This is a genomic window from Nocardioides soli, assembly GCF_014191495.1.
Classification (GTDB): Bacteria; Actinomycetota; Actinomycetes; order Propionibacteriales; family Nocardioidaceae; genus Nocardioides; species Nocardioides soli.
The window spans coordinates 1633133-1649703 of record NZ_JACHWR010000002.1 but is presented as its reverse complement, the minus strand read 5'-3'; the positions used below and the strand labels follow the sequence as shown (position 1 = coordinate 1649703).

Sequence of the window (16571 nt, the reverse complement as noted above, 5' to 3'; positions counted from 1 at the left end):
CGGGAACGGCGGCGACGGGTGCCGCTGTGGACGAGCCGGCCGGAGGGGTGGCTGTGGACGGTTGGCGGCTCAGTCGCGGGGCGCGACGCAGACCGCGATCATGCCCGGGCCCACGTGCGCGCCCAGGACCGCGCCGAGCTCACCGCACCACACCTCGCGGCCCTCGAGGTTGGCCGCGAGCCGCTCGGCGAGCCGCTCGCTGAGCTGCCCGGCCCGGTCCGGGTTGGCGAGGTGGGCGACGCAGACGTCGACCGCCTGCTCCCCCGCCCGCTGCACGGCGAGCTCCTCGAGCCGGCCGAGCGCGCGAGCCGACGTACGGACCCGCTCCAGCGAGGCGACCTTGCCGTCCTCGATGTGCAGCAGCGGCTTCACCGCCAGCGCACCGCCCAGCAGTGCGGCGGCCGCGCCGATCCGGCCGCCGCGACGCAGGTACTCCAGCGTGTCGACGTAGAACAGCGACGACGACGCCGCCGCGCGCGCCCGGGCCGCCTCGGCCGCCTCGTCGGCGGTGGCTCCGGCGTCGACCGCGTCGGCGGCGGCCAACGCGGCGAAGCCCGTGGCGAAGCCGACCTGCCGGGTGTCGATCGGTACGACGCGCACGGACGCGTCGCGCGCCGCCAGCTGGGCCGACTCGAAGGTGCCGCTCATGTCGCCGGACAGGTGGACCGAGACGATCTCCGTGGCGCCGTCGCGGGCGGCCTGCTCATAGACCTCGAGCAGGGTGGCCGGCCCCGGCCGGGAGGTGCTGACCGGCTTCCACTCCTTCAGGGCCGCCGCGACCAGCTCCGGCGTCGCACCGTCGGGTCCCTCGTCGAGGACCTCCGCGCCGATCACCACCTGCAGCGGCACCACGACGATGCCGCGCTCGGCGGCCAGCTCCGCGGGGAGGCTGGCGGTCGAGTCGGTGACGATCGTGACCGGCATGCGGAGAGGTTAGACGACGCCCGAGAACGCGTTCTCGTCGTGCCGCCCCCGACGAGCCCTCAGACGACCCCTCAGACGACGACGTTGACCAGCTTCGGCGCGCGCACGATGACCTTGCGCACCGGCCGGCCGTCGATCGCCTTCACCACGTCCGGGTCGGCCAGGGCCAGCTGCTCCAGGTCGGCCTCGGCGATGTCCGGGGCGACCTCCAGCCGGGCCTTGACCTTGCCCTGGATCTGGACGACGGCGGTGACCGACTCCTCGACCAGCAGCCCCGGGTCGACGGCCGGCCAACCGGCGCGAGCGACGGTGGGCCGGTGGCCCAGCCGCTCCCACATCTCCTCCGCCGTGAACGGCGCGACCAGCGACAGCAGGATCGCGACGGCCTCGGTCGCCTCCCGCACCGCGGGGTCGGCGGGGCCGCAGCCTCCGCGAGACTCCGGTAGGTCGATGGCCTTGCGGGTCGCGTTCACCAGCTCCATGACCCGCGCGACCATCACGTTGAAGCGATAGCCCTCGATCAGCTCGGCCGCCTCGTGCACCGTGTGGGCGGTGGCCCGCCGCAGGGCGACGTCGCCGCCCTCCGGCGCGGTGCCGGGCGCCGAGGTGACGTCGCCCGACAGCCGCCAGGCGCGCTGCAGGAAGCGCAGCGACCCGGCCGGCGACATGTCGGCCCAGTCGATGTCGTCCTCCGGCGGACCGGCGAAGACCAGCGTCAGCCGCACCGCATCCACGCCGTACGCCGCAAGTTGGTCCCCCAGACTGACGCCGTTGCCCAGCGACTTGCTCATCTTCTTGCCCTGGTTGATGACGATGCCCTGGTTCAGCTGCGCGGCGAACGGCTCGCCGACGTCCAGCATCCCCATGTCGCGCAGCACCTTGGTGAAGAAGCGCGCGTACAGCAGGTGCAGCACGGCGTGCTCGACGCCGCCGACGTAGATGTCGGCCGGCATCCACGCCCTGGCCTTCTCGACGTCGAACGGGCCGTCGGTGTAGGTGGGCGAGCAGTAGCGCAGGAAGTACCACGACGAGTCCACGAAGGTGTCCATCGTGTCGCTGTCCCGCTTCGCGGGGCCGCCGCAGGTCGGGCACGCGACGTCGACCCACTCGGACGCCGCGGCCAGCGGCGAGACGCCCTTGGGCTTCAGGTCGGCGCCGCGCAGCTCGGGCAGCTCCAGCGGCAGCTGGTCGTAGGGAACGGCGACCTCGCCGTCCTTCTCGCAGTGGATGATCGGGATCGGCACGCCCCAGTAGCGCTGGCGGCTCAGCAGCCAGTCGCGCAGGCGGAAGTTGACGGCGCCCTTGCCGGTGCCCCGCTGCTCCAGGAAGTCGATGGTGGCGCGCTTGGCCTCGGCCACGCCCAGGCCGTTGATGTCCAGCGGTGCGTCGACGCCGGGGGCGGGCGAGTTGATCGCGGGTCCCTCGCCGTTGTACGACTCGCCCTCGAACCCCTCCGGGGTCTGGGTCGTCCGGATGATCTCCAGTCCCATGACCGTGGCGAACTCCCAGTCGCGCTGGTCGCCGCCGGGCACGCCCATGACCGCACCGGTGCCGTAGTCGGCCAGCACGTAGTCGGTCGCCCAGACCGGGATCTGGGTGCCGGTGACCGGGTTGGTCGCCGTGACCCCCAGGTCGACGCCGGACGTCGGGCGGTCCGTGGACAGCCGCTCGATCTCCGTCTCCTTGCGGATCTCGTCGCGGTAGGTCTCGAAGGCGGCGCGCTGCCCGTCGGTCACCAGCTCCTCGGCCAGCGCGGAGTCGACGGCGACGACCATGAACGTGGTGCCGAAGATCGTGTCCGGACGCGTCGTGTAGACGGTGATCGGATCGTGGCCCTCGACCGCGAAGTCGACGTGCGCGCCCTCGGAGCGGCCGATCCAGTTGCGCTGCGCGGTGACGACCCGGGTCGGCCAGGTCGGCTCCAGGTCGTCCAGGCAGTCCAACAGCTCCTGGGCGTACTCGGTGATCTTGAAGTACCACTGGGTCAGCTCGCGCTTGGTGACGTCGGCGCCGCAGCGCTCGCACTTGCCGTCGACGACCTGCTCGTTGGCCAGCACCGTCTGGTCGTTGGGGCACCAGTTGACCGGGCTGTTCTTGCGGTAGGCCAGCCCGCGCTCGCGGAACTTCAGGAACAGCCACTGCGTCCAGCGGTAGTACTCGGGGTCGGAGGTGTGCAGGCGGCGCGACCAGTCGAAGGAGATGCCGTAGCGCTTGAACGACTCGTACTGCGTCTCGATGTTCGCGTAGGTGTACGTCGCGGGGTGCTCGTCGTTGCGGATGGCGGCGTTCTCGGCGGGCAGGCCGAAGGAGTCCCAGCCCATCGGGTTCAGCACCTCGAAGCCGCGCTGCCACCAGTAGCGCGCGACCACGTCGTGCAGCGCCGTCACCTCGGCGTGCCCCATGTGCAGGTCGCCGCTCGGGTAGGGGAACATCGTCAGCGCGTACTTCTTCTCGCGCGGCGAGTCCTCGTCGGCGCGGAAGGGCTGCAGCTCGTCCCAGACGGGCAGCCACTTCTCCTGGACGGCCTCGACGTCGTACGTCTCCTGCTCGCTCATCTCGTCTCTCTCATGCTCTGGTGGATGGTCGACTCCGGGCACAAAAAAGCCCCTCGGGCACGAGGGGCGGCCGCGTCGATGGGTGCGCGTCGACGCGGCTAGGTAAGGAGCAGGGTCCTCCACATGGCCTCAGGATACCCCCGACGGCCGGGCTGACTACAGTCGCGGGCATGAGCTCACCCGGCAGCAGCGCGCGCAGCGTTCCCGATCTGTTCCGGCTCGACGGCAGGGTCGCCATCGTGACCGGGGCCTCCAGCGGCCTCGGCGTCGCGTTCGCCCAGGGCCTCGCGGAGGCCGGAGCCGACCTCGTGCTCGGCGCCCGGCGGGCGGACCGGCTCGCCGAGACGGCCAGGCTCGTCGAGGCCGCCGGCCGGCGCGCGCTCACCGTCGAGACCGACGTCGCCGACCCCGAGTCGTGCGCCAATCTGGTCGCCCTCGCCATGGAGGAGTTCGGCCGGGTCGATGTGCTGGTCAACAACGCCGGGATCGGTACGGCGGTGCCGGCGACCCGGGAGACGCCCGACGAGTTCCGGGCCGTGATCGACGTGAACCTCAACGGCTGCTACTGGATGGCGCAGGCCTGCGGCCGGGTGATGCAGCCTGGCTCGAGCATCGTCAACATCAGCTCGGTGCTCGGTCTCACCACGGCGGGCCTCCCGCAGGCGGCGTACGCCTCGTCGAAGGCCGGGCTGATCGGGATGACCCGCGACCTCGCCCAGCAGTGGACCGGCCGCAAGGGCATCCGCGTGAACGCGATCGCCCCGGGCTTCTTCGCCTCGGAGATGACCGACCAGTACCCGCCCGGCTATCTCGACTCCCAGCAGCAGCGCATCCCCGCCGGCCGCAAGGGCGACCCGGCCGAGCTCGCGGCCGCCGTCGTCTTCCTGGCCTCCGACGCCGGCGGCTACGTCACCGGGCAGACGCTCGCCGTCGACGGCGGGATGACGATCACCTGACGCGCCGAGGTTCGGGTCGTCCGCCTGAGGCCGGTGCAGGCACCCTCCTGAAGCGGACGACCCGAGGTGGTCAGCGGAGCCGGAGCGTGTCGCGGATGGTGAAGAACAGGTCGGTCTGGTCGGTCAGGCCGACGATGTTGGCGGCGCCGGGACCGTAGCCCGCCACCCGCAGCTGGCTGCCGGTGTGCTGCTGGGAGCTGCCGGTCGACGTGCCGTAGTTGAGGGTCATGGGTGCGTCGTCGGCCGTGGTGAGGGTGACGGTGCGGCCGGGCGAGTCGCTGCCGACCTCGATGATCTGGCTGGTGTGGGCGTGGTCGGCGGTGACGAACACCGAGGTGTGGCCGACCCGCTTCGCGTAGGCCAGCGCGACCTGGACGGCCTCGTCGAGGTCGACGGTCTCGCCGATCTGGCCGCAGGCGTCGGCGGCGTGGTCCTGCTTGTCGATGCTGGCGCCCTCGACCTGGAGGAAGAAGCCCTTGCGGTTCTCCAGCAGGTCGATCGCCTTCTCCGTCATCTCGGCCAGCGTCGGCTGCGTCGCGGGACGGTTCGGGTTGTCCGTGCAGCGCTGCGCGGGGAGCTTCGAGCCACCCGGCGTGGCCGCGGGGCCGACGTACCGCACCGGCAGGTTGCCCGGCGCGAAGAGGCCGAGCAGCGGCGCGCGCTGGTCGGCCCGGCGTACGGCGTCGAGGCCGGCAGTGTCGGTCACCACCTGGTAGCCGCGCTCGTCGGCCTGCTGCCGGAGCGTCTTGCCGGTCCAGGTCCCGGCCTTGGCGGTCTGCGCGAACGTCGTGGCGCCGCCGCCCAGCGTCACGTCGGGGCGGGTGTCGAGCAGCTGCTCGGTGATCGACCCGAGCCCGCCGTTCTCCTTCGCCGCCTCGGGGCAGGTGGCCGAGGTCTGGTCGGGTCCGTAGCAGGACCGCGCCGAGATGTGCGCGACCTGCACCGCGGGGGTGGCGTCCTGGATCTCCGAGGTCGTCAGGTCGCCGGTCTTGAGGCCGTGGGCCTTGGCCAGCTCGAGCAGCGTCTGCTGCGGCTGGCCCTTGATGTCGACCGAGACCGCGTTGTCGTAGGTCTTCGTGCCGGTCGCCCACGCGGAGCCGGTGGCGGCCGAGTCGGGCACGTAGTCGGGCAGGCCGGTCGCCTTCGAGAGCGAGTACGTCGTGTACTGGCCGGTCAGCGGCAGCGCGTCGATGCCGGCTAAGCGGCCGGCGGCGCCCTCGGCGTAGTTGCGGGCGGCGGTGATCTCCGAGTCACCCATGCCGTCGCCGATGAGCAGGATCACGTTGCGGGCGTGACCGCCCTCGACGGCCTTGCGCACCTGGGTGGTGCGGTCGCCGTCGTTGCGGGTGGCTCCCGCGTGTGCGGTGAGGTCGTCCGGCGCCGGGTCGTGGTGCCGGCCGCCACCGGCGACGGCGAGGCCGCTGGTGGTGCCGACCACGGTGACGGCGGCGAGAGCGACCGCGGCCCGCCGGTGCTGTCGGGAGAGGCGCAGGTGCATCCGAGAGTCCTTCCGAGAAGTGGGGAGGGACCGGAGCGGCCCCGGATGCGAGCCGACCATGCGCCGGTGAACGCGCAACGGCGCGCGGGTGGCCGGACGACGCCGGCCCGATGACCTCGATGAGGGTCATCGGCCTCGGCGCGCGGCCGCGCGTACGCCGTCGGGCCGGTCAGTCCCCGTCGGTGCCCGCGATGTTCACCAGCCAGCTCACGCCGAAGCGGTCGGTGAGGTCGCCGAACCAGTCGCCCCAGGGTGCCTTCTCCAGCGGCATGTTGACCGTGCCGCCCTCGGCGAGCCCCTCGAACCACCGCTGCAGCGTCGCCCGGTCGTCACCGCTGAGCGAGATCCGACCGTTGACGAAGTCGCCCTCCATCTGGCTCGGCACGTCGGAGCCCATCAGCTGCACGGCGTCGGAGACGCCCAGCGACGAGTGCATGACCTGCGCGGCCTCGGACTCGGGCACGCCCATGCCGCCCATGTCGGCGAAGGTCATCACATCGAGCTGGCCGCCGAGGACGGACTGGTAGAAGGTCATCGCCTCGCGGGCCTGGCCTCGGAAGTTCAGGTAGGGGTTCAGCTGGGTGGCCACGGTCGCCTCCTGGTGTGGGAATCGGATACCGGTTCGACCGGCGCCGGGCGGCGTACTCATCGCGGCCTCACGGATCCGACCTCAGCCCACCGCCTGCGCCTTCGCCCAACGGTAGTCCGCCTTGCCCGACGGGGACCGCTGCACGCTGGAGACCCGGATGATCGCCTTCGGCACCTTGTAGCGGGCGATGTGCCGCTCGGCCTCGGCGAGCAGCTCCGCGTCGGTGGCCGTCGCGTGGTCCTCGAGCTGGATCACGGCGACCGCCTCGCTCCCCCAGCGCTCCGAGGGGCGGCCGACCACCACGACGTCGCGGACGGCCGGATGCGCGGCCAGCGCGCGCTCGACCTCCTCGACGAAGATCTTCTCGCCGCCGGAGTTGATGGTGACGCCGTCGCGGCCGAGCAGCACGATCCTGCCCTCGTCGTCGACCACCGCGCGGTCACCGGGGATCGAGAACCGCTCACCGTCGATCACCGGGAAGGTGCGCCCGGTCTTGGGTGCGTCACCGAGGTAGCCGAGCGGCACCCGGCCGCGCTGGGCGAGCCACCCCTCCCCCTCGCCGGCCCCGAGCACCCGCGTGAAGAGGTCGTCGACCACCACCGTCGTCGGCACCGGGTCGAACGTCGCCGTGCCGGCCTCCATGCCCTTGAGCGACAGCGAGCTCATCTGGAGCCCGGTCTCCGAGGCGCCCGCGGCGTCCATCACCAGGATGTGCGGCAGCGCCTCGAGGATCCGGTCGCGCACGCCCGGCGTCAGCGGCGCGCCGCCGTTGTTGAAGGCGGCGAGTCCGGACAGGTCGTGGCCACCGCGCTCGACCTCCTCGATCAGGGGCAGCGCGACGGCGTCGCCGACGACCGGGATGCTCACCACCCGCTCACGGGCGGCGATCGCGAGGGCGTCGCCCGGCACCAGGCGGCGCACCTCGTCGGGCAGCACGATCGTGCCGCCGCTGGTGATCGTGTGGAACGTCGACCACTGCGCGGCGCCGTGCATGAACGGCGGGATCATCAGCAGCCGCATGGTGCCGCCCGCGTCGCGGGCGTGCTGCGCGATGGCGTCGTACGACGCGAACGGCTCGGTCGTGCCGAAGGGCGTGCCGCCCATGGAGCTGACGTAGATGTCGTCGTTGCGCCACAGCACGCCCTTGGGCATGCCGGTGGTGCCGCCCGTGTAGAGGACGTAGAGGTCGTCGCCGTCGGGCTCCGGCATCCCGGCCACCGGCTCGGGCGTGCGCAGGGCCTCCTCGTAGTCGACCGCCCCGGGCAGCAGCGCGTGACCCGACTCGTCGGCGACCTGGATCAACAGGTCGAGGTCGGGCAGCTGGTCGCGGATCGCCGCCAGCCGCGGCGCGAACTCGGCGTGGTAGACCAGCGCCCTGGTCCGCGCGTCGGTGAGCAGGTAGACCAGCTCCTCCTCGACGTAGCGGTAGTTGACGTTGAACGGCGCGACCCGGGCGCGGTAGGAGCCGACCATCGCCTCGAGATACTCGTTGCCGTTGTGCAGGTAGATCCCGAGGTGGTCCTGGCCGGACTCGTGGCCGGCCAGCCGGTCCCGCTCGGTGTGGCAGCCCAGGCCGCGCTCGACCAGCAGCCGCGCGAGGCCCGAGGCGCGGGCATCCGTCTCGGCGTACGTCGGCCGTCGGTCACGCCAGACCAGCACCTCCTGGTCGGGCACCGCCGCGGCGACCGTGGAGAACACCGTCGAGAGGTTGAAGCCGTGGGGACGGGGACCGGGCATCGACGACCACCTCGCACTAGAACAGGTTCTTGTTCCGCGCGATGGTAGCCGCTCCGGGAGGCGGCGACCACCGCATCGGGGCCGCGGCTGCGGCCGGCGAGCATCCACCCCTTTCCGTGGCTCAAGAGCCGGTCGGCGGCGCCTCCTCGTCCCTAGCGTCTCGGTCTGGGGCCAGGAAGGTCCCGGTCACGCGCCCCAGCGTCGCGGCCCCCAGCAGAGCGACGGAGACACCATCGTGCACCAGGCATCAGGCACCGACCGGCTGGCCGACCAGGCACCGAGGACGGAGGCCCCCGTCGGGCGCCTCGGCGTACAGCCGACCGTCATGGAGGAGGTCAACCGCCTCGCGAGCACCGGACTGGACGTCGCGCTCACCGACCCGGCCCCGCGCTTCGAGCTGAGCGAGCACACGCAGGGCCAGGTCGACCGGGCCCTGGCCGAGCAGGTCGCCCGGCCCGACTTCGTGCAGTGGCTCTTCGACGCCGAGACCCATCCGGCCGGCCGGGCCTGGTGGGGGGTGGCCAAACGGGCGGTCGCGCTGCACACGCTCTACGACGTCGGTGGACTCGCCACCCCGGCGCAGGGCATCGACCCGGCGGCGTACGACGCACCGCTCTTCGACCAGGGCACCCGATCGGCGCGCGACCTGATCACCCAGGAGAACAGCCCGGCGGGCGCGGATCGCATCCTCGGCCGCTACCGGGACTTCTTCGCGGGCGGGGCGCTCGACGACAACGCGGACGAGTACGGACTCACCTCGCGCGACTACCTGATCGGAGTCACGGACTCCCATGCGGTGCGCACCCGCGCCGACTGCGCCTTCGACCTGGTGCACGAGCATCTCCGCGACCGGACGAACGACCAGCCCGTGCGCACCCTCAGCCTGGCGTGTGGTGCGAGCGGGCCGGTCCTCGACCTGGTCGACCGGCTCGAGGCACAGGGCCGGCCCGTGGACCGGGCCGTGTTCGTCGACCACGACCCGTTGGCACTCGCGACCGTCGCCGGCCAGGCGAGCATCCGCGGGCACGCCGACCGCGTCGAGCTGCTCCGCAAGAACTTCCTCAAGACGCCGATCACCTCCTACGTCGAGCCGGCCAGCGTCGACGTGGTGGACCTCGTCGGGCTCTTCGAGCACATCCCCACCAGCCGGATGGGCTACCGGATCGCCGCGCACCTGCTCCGCGCCGCGGCCTCGATCACCCGGCCGGGCGGGCTGGTGCTGCTCGCGAACATGGTGACCGACCGCCCGCAGCAGGCGTTCTTCGACAGCGTCTGGCCACGGCTGCAGCAGCGCACGATCGCGCAGACGCTCGACCTGGTCGAGGAGGCCGGGCTGCCGGCGACGGCCACCCGGGTGCGAGTGCCGGCGCGCGAGGGCGTCTACGCGGTGTACGCCGTACCCGTGCCGCAGGCGCACTTCCGCGTGCCCTCGGGGCAGCGGCTGCTCGGCCGGGCCCTGCTCGCCCGGTCGCCCGAGTTCTGACCCGAGTCCTGACCTGAGTTCTGACCTGAGTTCTGAGGAGAGAGATGACCTCGACACTCCCCCCGCGGCTCGCGGATCCGGCCGACCGGCACTCGGCCGCCGGCTCGACCGACCGGCCGTGGGCCGCCCTGGTCGCCCTGTGCGTGGGCTTCTTCCTGATTCTCGTCGACATGACGATCGTCTCGGTCGCGACGCCGGCGATCATCACGGCGCTCGATGCGGACGTGAACCAGGCGGTCTGGGTGACCAGTGCCTACCTGCTCGCCTACGCCGTGCCGGTGCTGATCACCGGCCGGCTCGGCGATCGCTTCGGGCCCCGGCGCATCTACCTGCTCGGGCTGGCGGTGTTCGGCGCGGCCTCGCTGTGGTGCGGACTGACGACCACGGTCGAGATGCTGATCGTCGCCCGGGTCGCGCAGGGCCTCGGAGCGGCCATGATGGCGCCGCAGACGATGGCGATCATCACCCGGATCTTCCCGCCCGTCGTTCGGGGTCGGGCGATGGCGGTCTGGGGCCTCACCGTCGGCGTCTCGACGCTCCTCGGCCCGCTCATGGGCGGCGTACTCGTCGATGCGCTCGGCTGGGAGTGGATCTTCCTCGTCAACATCCCGCTCGTCGCGGTGGCCCTCGTGCTCGCGGTGCGACTGGTGCCGGCGCTCGAGACGCACTCGCGCGACTTCGACTGGGGCGGCGTGGTGCTGTCCGGCGTGGGGATGTTCCTCCTGGTCTTCGGCATCCAGGAGGGGCATCAGCAGGACTGGGCGCCGTGGATCTGGGCGATGATCCTCGGCGGCCTGGTGGTGCTCGGGGCATTCGTCTGGTGGCAGTGGCGCAACCAGCGCGAGCCGCTCGTGCCCCTGACGCTGTTCCACGACCGCAACTTCTCACTCGGCAACGCGGCCATCGCCGTCGTCGGCTTCGCGATCACCGCGATGGCGTTCCCGCTGATGCTCTACGCCCAGGGCGTGCGCGGGATGAGCCCGACGGAGGCCGCGCTGCTGCTGGTGCCGATGGCGGTGCTGGCGATCCTGCTCGCCAGGCGGGTCGGGCGGCTCACCGACCGGGTGCACCCGCGGCTGCTGATCGGCTTCGGGTTCGCGGTGATGGCGGCGTCGTTCGGGTGGCTCTCCCAGGTGATGACCGTGGACTCCCACACCTGGGAGCTGCTGTTGGCCACGGCCGGGATGGGCGTCGGCAACGCGTTCATCTGGGCGCCGAACTCCACCACCACCAGCCGCAACCTGCCCGAGCACCAGGCCGGCGCCGGCGCCGGCGTCTACAACGCGACCCGGCAGGTCGGGTCCGTGCTCGGGGCGGCCGGCATCGCGGTGCTCATGGACGGCCGGCTGGCGGCGGAGGGGCTGGACCCCTCCGCCGCGCCGGAGTCGGGCCTGAGCCAGCTGCCCCCCGAGGTCGTCGAGGGGTTCGCCGCCGCGATGTCGCAGTCGATGCTGCTGCCCGCGGTCGTGCTGGTGCTCGGCCTGGCCGTCGTGGCCTGCTTCGAGCGACCTCGCCACGACGGCTTCGACGCCTGACCTGCCGAGCCGGTCAGCGGTGGATCGGGCGGGGCAGGCTGGAGTTGGCGATCCGGTTCTCGGCGTCGATCATCCAGGCGAGCTGCTCGATGCGCTCGATGATCGCGTGCAGGATGTCCGCGGTGGTGGGGTCCTCGGCGTCGACGTCGTCGTGGATCCGACGGGCGGTCCCGGAGACGGCGTACAGGCTGGCCGCGATCAGGTCGACGGCCTGCGCGGTGTTGACCTCGCCGGTCGGGAAGTCCGGAAGGCTGGACTGCGCCGCGACGGTCGTCGCGCGGCCGTCGGGGGTCACGTAGATCGCCCGCATCCGCTCGGAGACCTGGTCGGAGAACTCACGGGCGGCGTCGACGACCTCGTCGAGCTGCAGGTGCAGGTCTCGGAAGTTGAGGCCGACGACGTTCCAGTGCGCCTGCTTGGCCACCAGGTGCAGGTCGATGAGGTCCACCGCGAGCTGCTGGAGATGGGTGGCCAGCTGCTCGGAAGCGGTGAACGGAGGCTGGGCGACGTGGGTGCTCTGGTCGGAGTGCAGCATGTCGGTCACGAGGGTCATCCTTCCGTTGGGGATGGCTCCATCCAATCACCTTTTCTTGAATGATTCCAGAAAGGTGAGCCTAGCCTCAGCCGCGCCCGGATCCGGTCCCGGACATGCGAGAGGGGCTCACGTCGTACGACGTGAGCCCCTCTGCGACAGGCGCCTGCGCGATCAGGCCAGGTCGAACCGGTCGTTCTCCATGACCTTGACCCACGTCGCCACGAAGTCGCGGACGAACTTCTCGCCCGCGTCCTGGCTGCCGTAGACCTCGGCGAGCGACCGCAGCTGCGAGTTCGAGCCGAAGACCAGGTCGACCGCCGTGGCCGTCCACCGCACCTCGTCGCTGCCGAGGTCGCGGATCTCGTAGACGTTCTCCTGCGACGCCGACGCCTTCCACTCCCGCCCGGGGGCCAGGAGGTTGGCGAAGAAGTCGTTGGTGAGCACGCCCGGCCGGTCGGTGAGGACGCCGTGCTGCGCACCGCCGACGTTGGCGTCGAGCGCCCGCAGGCCACCGACCAGGACCGTCATCTCGGGAGCGTTGAGCCCGAGCATGTAGGCACGGTCGACCAGCAGCACCTCGGGCTGGACCTTCTCGCCCTCGCGCACGTAGTTGCGGAAGCCGTCCGCTCGGGGCTCGAGCACCGCGAACGAGTCGACGTCGGTCTGCTCCTGCGAGGCGTCGGTGCGACCCGGGCGGAACGGCACCGTCACGTCGACGCCGCCGTCCTTGGCGGCCTTCTCGACGGCCGCGGAGCCGGCCAGCACGATGAGGTCGGCCAGCGAGATCTGCGCGCCGCCGGCCTCGTTGAACTCGCGCTGGATGCCCTCGAGCTTCTCGAGGACGGACGCGAGCTGCTGGGGCTGGTTGACGGCCCAGCCGCGCTGCGGCTCGAGCCGGATGCGGGCGCCGTTCGCTCCACCGCGCTTGTCGGTCGAGCGGAAGGTCGCCGCCGAGGCCCACGCGGTCGAGACCAGCTCCGAGACCGAGAGGCCGGAGTCGAGCACCTTCGCCTTGAGCGCGGCGACGTCGCGGTCACCCACGAGCTCGTGGTCGACCGCCGGCACCGGGTCCTGCCAGGGCTGCGTCGGGGCGACCAGGGGGCCGAGGTAGCGCTCCACCGGACCCATGTCGCGGTGCAGCAGCTTGTACCAGGCCTTCGCGAACGCCTCGGCGAACTCGTCGGGGTGCTCCAGGAACCGCTGCGAGATCTTGCCGTACTCCGGGTCGAAGCGCAGGGCCAGGTCGGAGGTGAGCATCCGCGGCTCGCGGCGCTTGGACGGGTCGTGCGCCATCGGCACCATGTCGGCGCCCGCGCCGTTCTTGGGCCGCCACTGGTACGCACCGGCGGGCGACTTCGTCAGCTCCCACTCGTAGGCGAAGAGGATGTGGAAGAACTCGTTGTCCCACCGGGTGGGGTGGTAGGTCCAGGTGACCTCGAGGCCCGAGCTGATCGTGTCGTCGCCCTTGCCGGTGCCGAACGAGCCCCGCCAGCCCAGGCCCTGCTCCTCCAGCGGCGCGGCCTCCGGCTCGGGGCCCACCAGGGCCGCGTCGCCGGCGCCGTGGGTCTTGCCGAAGGTGTGCCCGCCGGCGATCAGCGCGACGGTCTCCTCGTCGTTCATCGCCATCCGGGCGAAGGTCTCGCGGATGTCGCGGGCCGAGGCCAGCGGGTCCGGGTTGCCGTTCGGGCCCTCGGGGTTGACGTAGATGAGGCCCATCTGGACGGCGCCGAGCGGGTTGGCGAGGTCACGCTCGCCGCTGTAGCGCTCGTCGCCCAGCCAGGTGTCCTCCGGGCCCCAGTAGATCTCCTCCGGCTCCCAGATGTCCGCGCGGCCGAAACCGAAGCCGAAGGTCTTGAAGCCCATGTCCTCGAGCGCCACGTTGCCGGCGTACACGAGCAGGTCGGCCCAGGAGATCTTCTGGCCGTGCTTCTGCTTGACCGGCCACAGCAGGCGCCGGGCCTTGTCGAGGCCGACGTTGTCCGGCCAGCTGTTGAGCGGGGCGAAGCGCTGCGCGCCCTGGCCCGCGCCACCGCGGCCGTCGTGGATGCGGTAGGTGCCGGCCGCGTGCCAGCTCATCCGGACGAACAGGCCGCCGTAGTGGCCGAAGTCGGCCGGCCACCACTCCTGCGAGGTGTTGAGCACCTCGACGATGTCCTTGCGGAGCTCCTCGATGTCGAGCTTCTCGAACTCCTCGGCGTAGCTGAAGTCCGCACCCAGCGGGTTGGTCTCCGCCGAGTTCGAGTGCAGCACGGACAGATCGAGCTGGTTGGGCCACCAGTCCTGGTTGGTGTGCGGGCGGCCGCCCGTCCTCGGCGTCGGCGAGGCGATCGCGGGGTTCTCGCTCTCGCTGCCACTGCCGTGCACGACCGGACATCCCCCTTCCGCCTTGCGCTCCACGCCCTGCGGGTCGACCGCGGTCGGGTTCTCGTTGCTCTCGGTCATTGTTGTCTCGCGCTTCCTTCCAACAGGATTCTCAACACTTCGGTGTGATGCCAGGTTTGATGCCGGGTGTCATGCGGGTGCTGTCACGGTGGAGCAGGAGGGGCACAGGCCCCAGTAGATGACCTCGGCCTCGTCGATCCGGAAGCCGGAGTCGTCGGAGGCGGTCAGGCACGGGGTGTGGCCGACGGCGCAGTCGACGTCGGCGATGACGCCGCACGAACGGCAGACCACGTGGTGGTGGTTGTCGTTGACCCGCGACTCGTAGCGGGCCACCGATCCCGACGGCTGAATGCGGCGCACCAGCCCGTTCGCGCTCAGCGTGTGCAGGGAGTCGTAGACCGCCTGGTGCGAGACGTCTGGCAGGTCGCGGCGTACGGCGGCGATGATGGACTCGGTGTCGGCGTGCGGATGCGTGTGGACCGCGCCCAGGACCGCGAGCCGCGGGCGGGTGACCCGCAACCCCGCCTCCCGCAGCAGCCGCTCGGCGTCGGTGGTCATGACTGCAGTCTGACCGGCTTTCTTGAACCAGTCAAGAATCATCGCCGGCTCGCGGCGGTGCACCCGCGAGCCCGTACCGAAATGCGACGAAGCCGTCCGTCACGTCACCCGGCTCGGGTGACGTGACGGACGGCTTCAGAAGTGATGTGCCTGCCGAGGCGACCTCGCGGCCGAGGGCGCCCGGCAGCAGCGTGTCAGTCGTTCCCGAAGCGCAGGGCGCGGCCCGCAAGACGCCCGGAGAGCGCGCCGTCACGCAGCACCTGCTCACCGTTGACGAACACATGCTCGATGCCCGTCGACTCCGTCCGAGGGTGGGCGTGGGTGGCGTTCGACCTGACCGTCGCAGGGTCGAAGACGGTCACGTCGGCCACCAGGCCGTCGCGCAGCATGCCCCGCTGCTTGAGACCGAGGCGCTGCGCGGGATACGAGGTGAACCTGCGGATGGCCTCCCTGAGCGGCATCATCGAGTCGCCACGGACGAACTCGCCGAGGATCCTGGTGAAGCTGCCGTAGGACCGCGGGCTGGGCCGGTCCCCCAGGTACATCGCATCCGTGCCGATCATGCCCAATGGGTGTGTCAGGAATGTCTGCAGCCGGTTGCCGGGGGGCCCCGGGGACAACACCTCCGCGACCCGCAGGTCTTCGTCGATGAGCAGATCGAAGAAGGCGTCGACCACGTCGACACCGCGATAGCGGGCGATCTCGCCCAGCGTCCAGCTCTCGAACTTCTCGTTCTTGCCACCCGCGAGATATCCGACGAACACGTAGTCCATCTGCGTACGCCAGGAGTCCCGAGGGTCGGCATCCGTCAGGTCCTGCACGAACCGCCGCCGACACTCCGGATCCGCCAACCGGCGCAGCGTCTCGTCCGGGCCTCCCGACTGGATCCACTGCGGCAGGTAGATCGTCGACCGGGTTCCGGTCCACTCGAACGGATACACGTCGAACGACACATCGACCCCACCGGCGTAGGTCTCGTCGAGCAGGCCGACCAGAGCACCGACCCCGTCCGGGATGTAGTCACGCGTGTACATGTGCGTGACGTGGAGGCGAGCGCCACTTCGCTCGCTGATCTCGAAGGCCTCCTTGAAGGGATCGAGGTGCCGATCGCCGAGCCAGTAGCGAACATGGGTGTGGTAGAGCCCGCCGAGCCCGTACACCTCGCGACAGAGCTCGACGAGCTCGTCGGTGGACGCGTAGCTGCCCGGCGGGTAGTCGAGACCCGTCGAGATGCCGAATGCTCCCTCGCGCATCCCCCGGCCGACGAGCCGGCGCATCGTGGCGATCTGCTCGGCAGAGGCCTCCCCCTCGTCCCACCCGACCGCGGCGATCCGCAGCGCGGAGTTCCCCATCAGCATCGCGACGTTGACGCCCACCCCGACGTCGAACCGGCGGAGATAGCTGTCGACCGAGCCCCAGTCGAAGGCGATCTCCGGAAGACCGTCGAGGCCCGCGTTCATCCGAGCGAACAGCTCGAGGTCCTTGGACGTCTCGAACGGCGCGTAGGAGAGACCGTCGACGCCCACCAGCTCGGTGGTGACGCCCTGGGTGAGCTTCGGGCTGTGTTGCGGCTCATCGAGGATCGTCAGGCCGGTGTGCGAATGCATGTCGATGAAGCCCGGGGCCACCACGAGCCCCGACACATCGATCTGGGTTGCCCCGACGGGGGCATCCTTGGGCCTTCGGACGATCCGGATCGTCCCCTCCTCGATAGCGAGGTCCGCTCGGTACCCAGGGTTTCCGGTGCCGTCGACGATCAGGCCGCCGCGAAGCAAGTACGTGGTCAACGCAGGTCACCTATTTCCTTCACAGTAGGGAG

General features: G+C 71.2%; 12 protein-coding genes. 3 read left to right on the top strand and 9 right to left on the bottom strand.

Annotated elements, in window-relative coordinates:
- Positions 1–69 precede the first annotated feature (69 nt).
- Complete coding sequence (locus FHU40_RS18075; RefSeq protein ID WP_183593607.1) at positions 70–924, bottom strand: DegV family protein; 855 nt, start codon at positions 922–924, stop codon at positions 70–72.
- 71 nt (positions 925–995) lie between these two features.
- A complete protein-coding gene (gene leuS, locus FHU40_RS18070; RefSeq protein WP_183593606.1) occupies positions 996–3479 on the bottom strand; it encodes a leucine--tRNA ligase in 2484 nt (827 codons plus the stop codon).
- 170 nt (positions 3480–3649) lie between these two features.
- On the opposite strand from leuS, the gene FHU40_RS18065 reads away from it, so the two are divergent.
- Positions 3650–4435, top strand: a complete 786-nt coding sequence (locus tag FHU40_RS18065) for an SDR family NAD(P)-dependent oxidoreductase (RefSeq protein WP_183593605.1) — start codon at positions 3650–3652, stop codon at positions 4433–4435.
- Between the two features lie 70 nt (positions 4436–4505).
- Here FHU40_RS18065 and phoA read toward each other — a convergent pair whose 3' ends face one another.
- The 3 genes from phoA to FHU40_RS18050 form a co-directional block, all read right to left on the bottom strand.
- Positions 4506–5933 (bottom strand): alkaline phosphatase, encoded by a 1428-nt coding sequence (gene phoA, locus FHU40_RS18060; protein WP_183593604.1) that lies wholly within the window; start codon positions 5931–5933, stop codon positions 4506–4508.
- A 169-nt stretch (positions 5934–6102) separates the two neighbouring features.
- Positions 6103–6522, bottom strand: coding sequence for a VOC family protein (locus tag FHU40_RS18055; RefSeq protein ID WP_183593603.1), 420 nt, complete (start codon positions 6520–6522; stop codon positions 6103–6105).
- An 81-nt stretch (positions 6523–6603) separates the two neighbouring features.
- Positions 6604–8259: an acyl-CoA synthetase gene (locus FHU40_RS18050; RefSeq protein ID WP_183593602.1), complete on the bottom strand. Its 1656-nt coding sequence runs from the start codon at positions 8257–8259 to the stop codon at positions 6604–6606.
- Positions 8260–8494: 235 nt separating this feature from the next.
- Between FHU40_RS18050 and FHU40_RS18045 the strand changes: the two genes are divergently transcribed.
- Both FHU40_RS18045 and FHU40_RS18040 read left to right on the top strand, forming a co-directional pair.
- Positions 8495–9742: a class I SAM-dependent methyltransferase gene (locus FHU40_RS18045; protein WP_183593601.1), complete on the top strand. Its 1248-nt coding sequence runs from the start codon at positions 8495–8497 to the stop codon at positions 9740–9742.
- 44 nt (positions 9743–9786) lie between these two features.
- Positions 9787–11277: a DHA2 family efflux MFS transporter permease subunit gene (locus FHU40_RS18040; protein WP_183593600.1), complete on the top strand. Its 1491-nt coding sequence runs from the start codon at positions 9787–9789 to the stop codon at positions 11275–11277.
- Between the two features lie 13 nt (positions 11278–11290).
- Here the strand turns inward: FHU40_RS18040 and FHU40_RS18035 are convergent, their stop codons facing one another.
- The 4 genes from FHU40_RS18035 to FHU40_RS18020 all read right to left on the bottom strand — a co-directional run bounded on the left by FHU40_RS18035 (position 11291) and on the right by FHU40_RS18020 (position 16395).
- Positions 11291–11812: a Dps family protein gene (locus FHU40_RS18035; protein ID WP_246391179.1), complete on the bottom strand. Its 522-nt coding sequence runs from the start codon at positions 11810–11812 to the stop codon at positions 11291–11293.
- 171 nt (positions 11813–11983) lie between these two features.
- A complete protein-coding gene (gene katG / locus FHU40_RS18030; RefSeq protein WP_183593598.1) occupies positions 11984–14254 on the bottom strand; it encodes a catalase/peroxidase HPI in 2271 nt (756 codons plus the stop codon).
- Positions 14255–14323: 69 nt separating this feature from the next.
- Entirely contained in the window at positions 14324–14752 is a 429-nt protein-coding gene (locus FHU40_RS18025; protein ID WP_183593597.1) for a Fur family transcriptional regulator, read from the bottom strand.
- Between the two features lie 194 nt (positions 14753–14946).
- Positions 14947–16395, bottom strand: a complete 1449-nt coding sequence (locus FHU40_RS18020) for an amidohydrolase family protein (RefSeq protein WP_183593596.1) — start codon at positions 16393–16395, stop codon at positions 14947–14949.
- Positions 16396–16571: the final 176 nt, after the last annotated feature.

What these genes read in the sequence shown, in the direction of transcription:
- FHU40_RS18035 (WP_246391179.1), bottom strand. Translation starts at nt 11,812, where the DNA reads ATGCTGCACTCCGACCAGAGCACCCACGTCGCCCAGCCTCCGTTCACC.
- FHU40_RS18040 (WP_183593600.1), top strand. Translation starts at nt 9,787, where the DNA reads ATGACCTCGACACTCCCCCCGCGGCTCGCGGATCCGGCCGACCGGCAC.
- FHU40_RS18050 (WP_183593602.1), bottom strand. Translation starts at nt 8,259, where the DNA reads ATGCCCGGTCCCCGTCCCCACGGCTTCAACCTCTCGACGGTGTTCTCC.
- FHU40_RS18065 (WP_183593605.1), top strand. Translation starts at nt 3,650, where the DNA reads ATGAGCTCACCCGGCAGCAGCGCGCGCAGCGTTCCCGATCTGTTCCGG.
- FHU40_RS18025 (WP_183593597.1), bottom strand. Translation starts at nt 14,752, where the DNA reads ATGACCACCGACGCCGAGCGGCTGCTGCGGGAGGCGGGGTTGCGGGTC.
- FHU40_RS18075 (WP_183593607.1), bottom strand. Translation starts at nt 924, where the DNA reads ATGCCGGTCACGATCGTCACCGACTCGACCGCCAGCCTCCCCGCGGAG.
- phoA (WP_183593604.1), bottom strand. Translation starts at nt 5,933, where the DNA reads ATGCACCTGCGCCTCTCCCGACAGCACCGGCGGGCCGCGGTCGCTCTC.
- katG (WP_183593598.1), bottom strand. Translation starts at nt 14,254, where the DNA reads ATGACCGAGAGCAACGAGAACCCGACCGCGGTCGACCCGCAGGGCGTG.
- leuS (WP_183593606.1), bottom strand. Translation starts at nt 3,479, where the DNA reads ATGAGCGAGCAGGAGACGTACGACGTCGAGGCCGTCCAGGAGAAGTGG.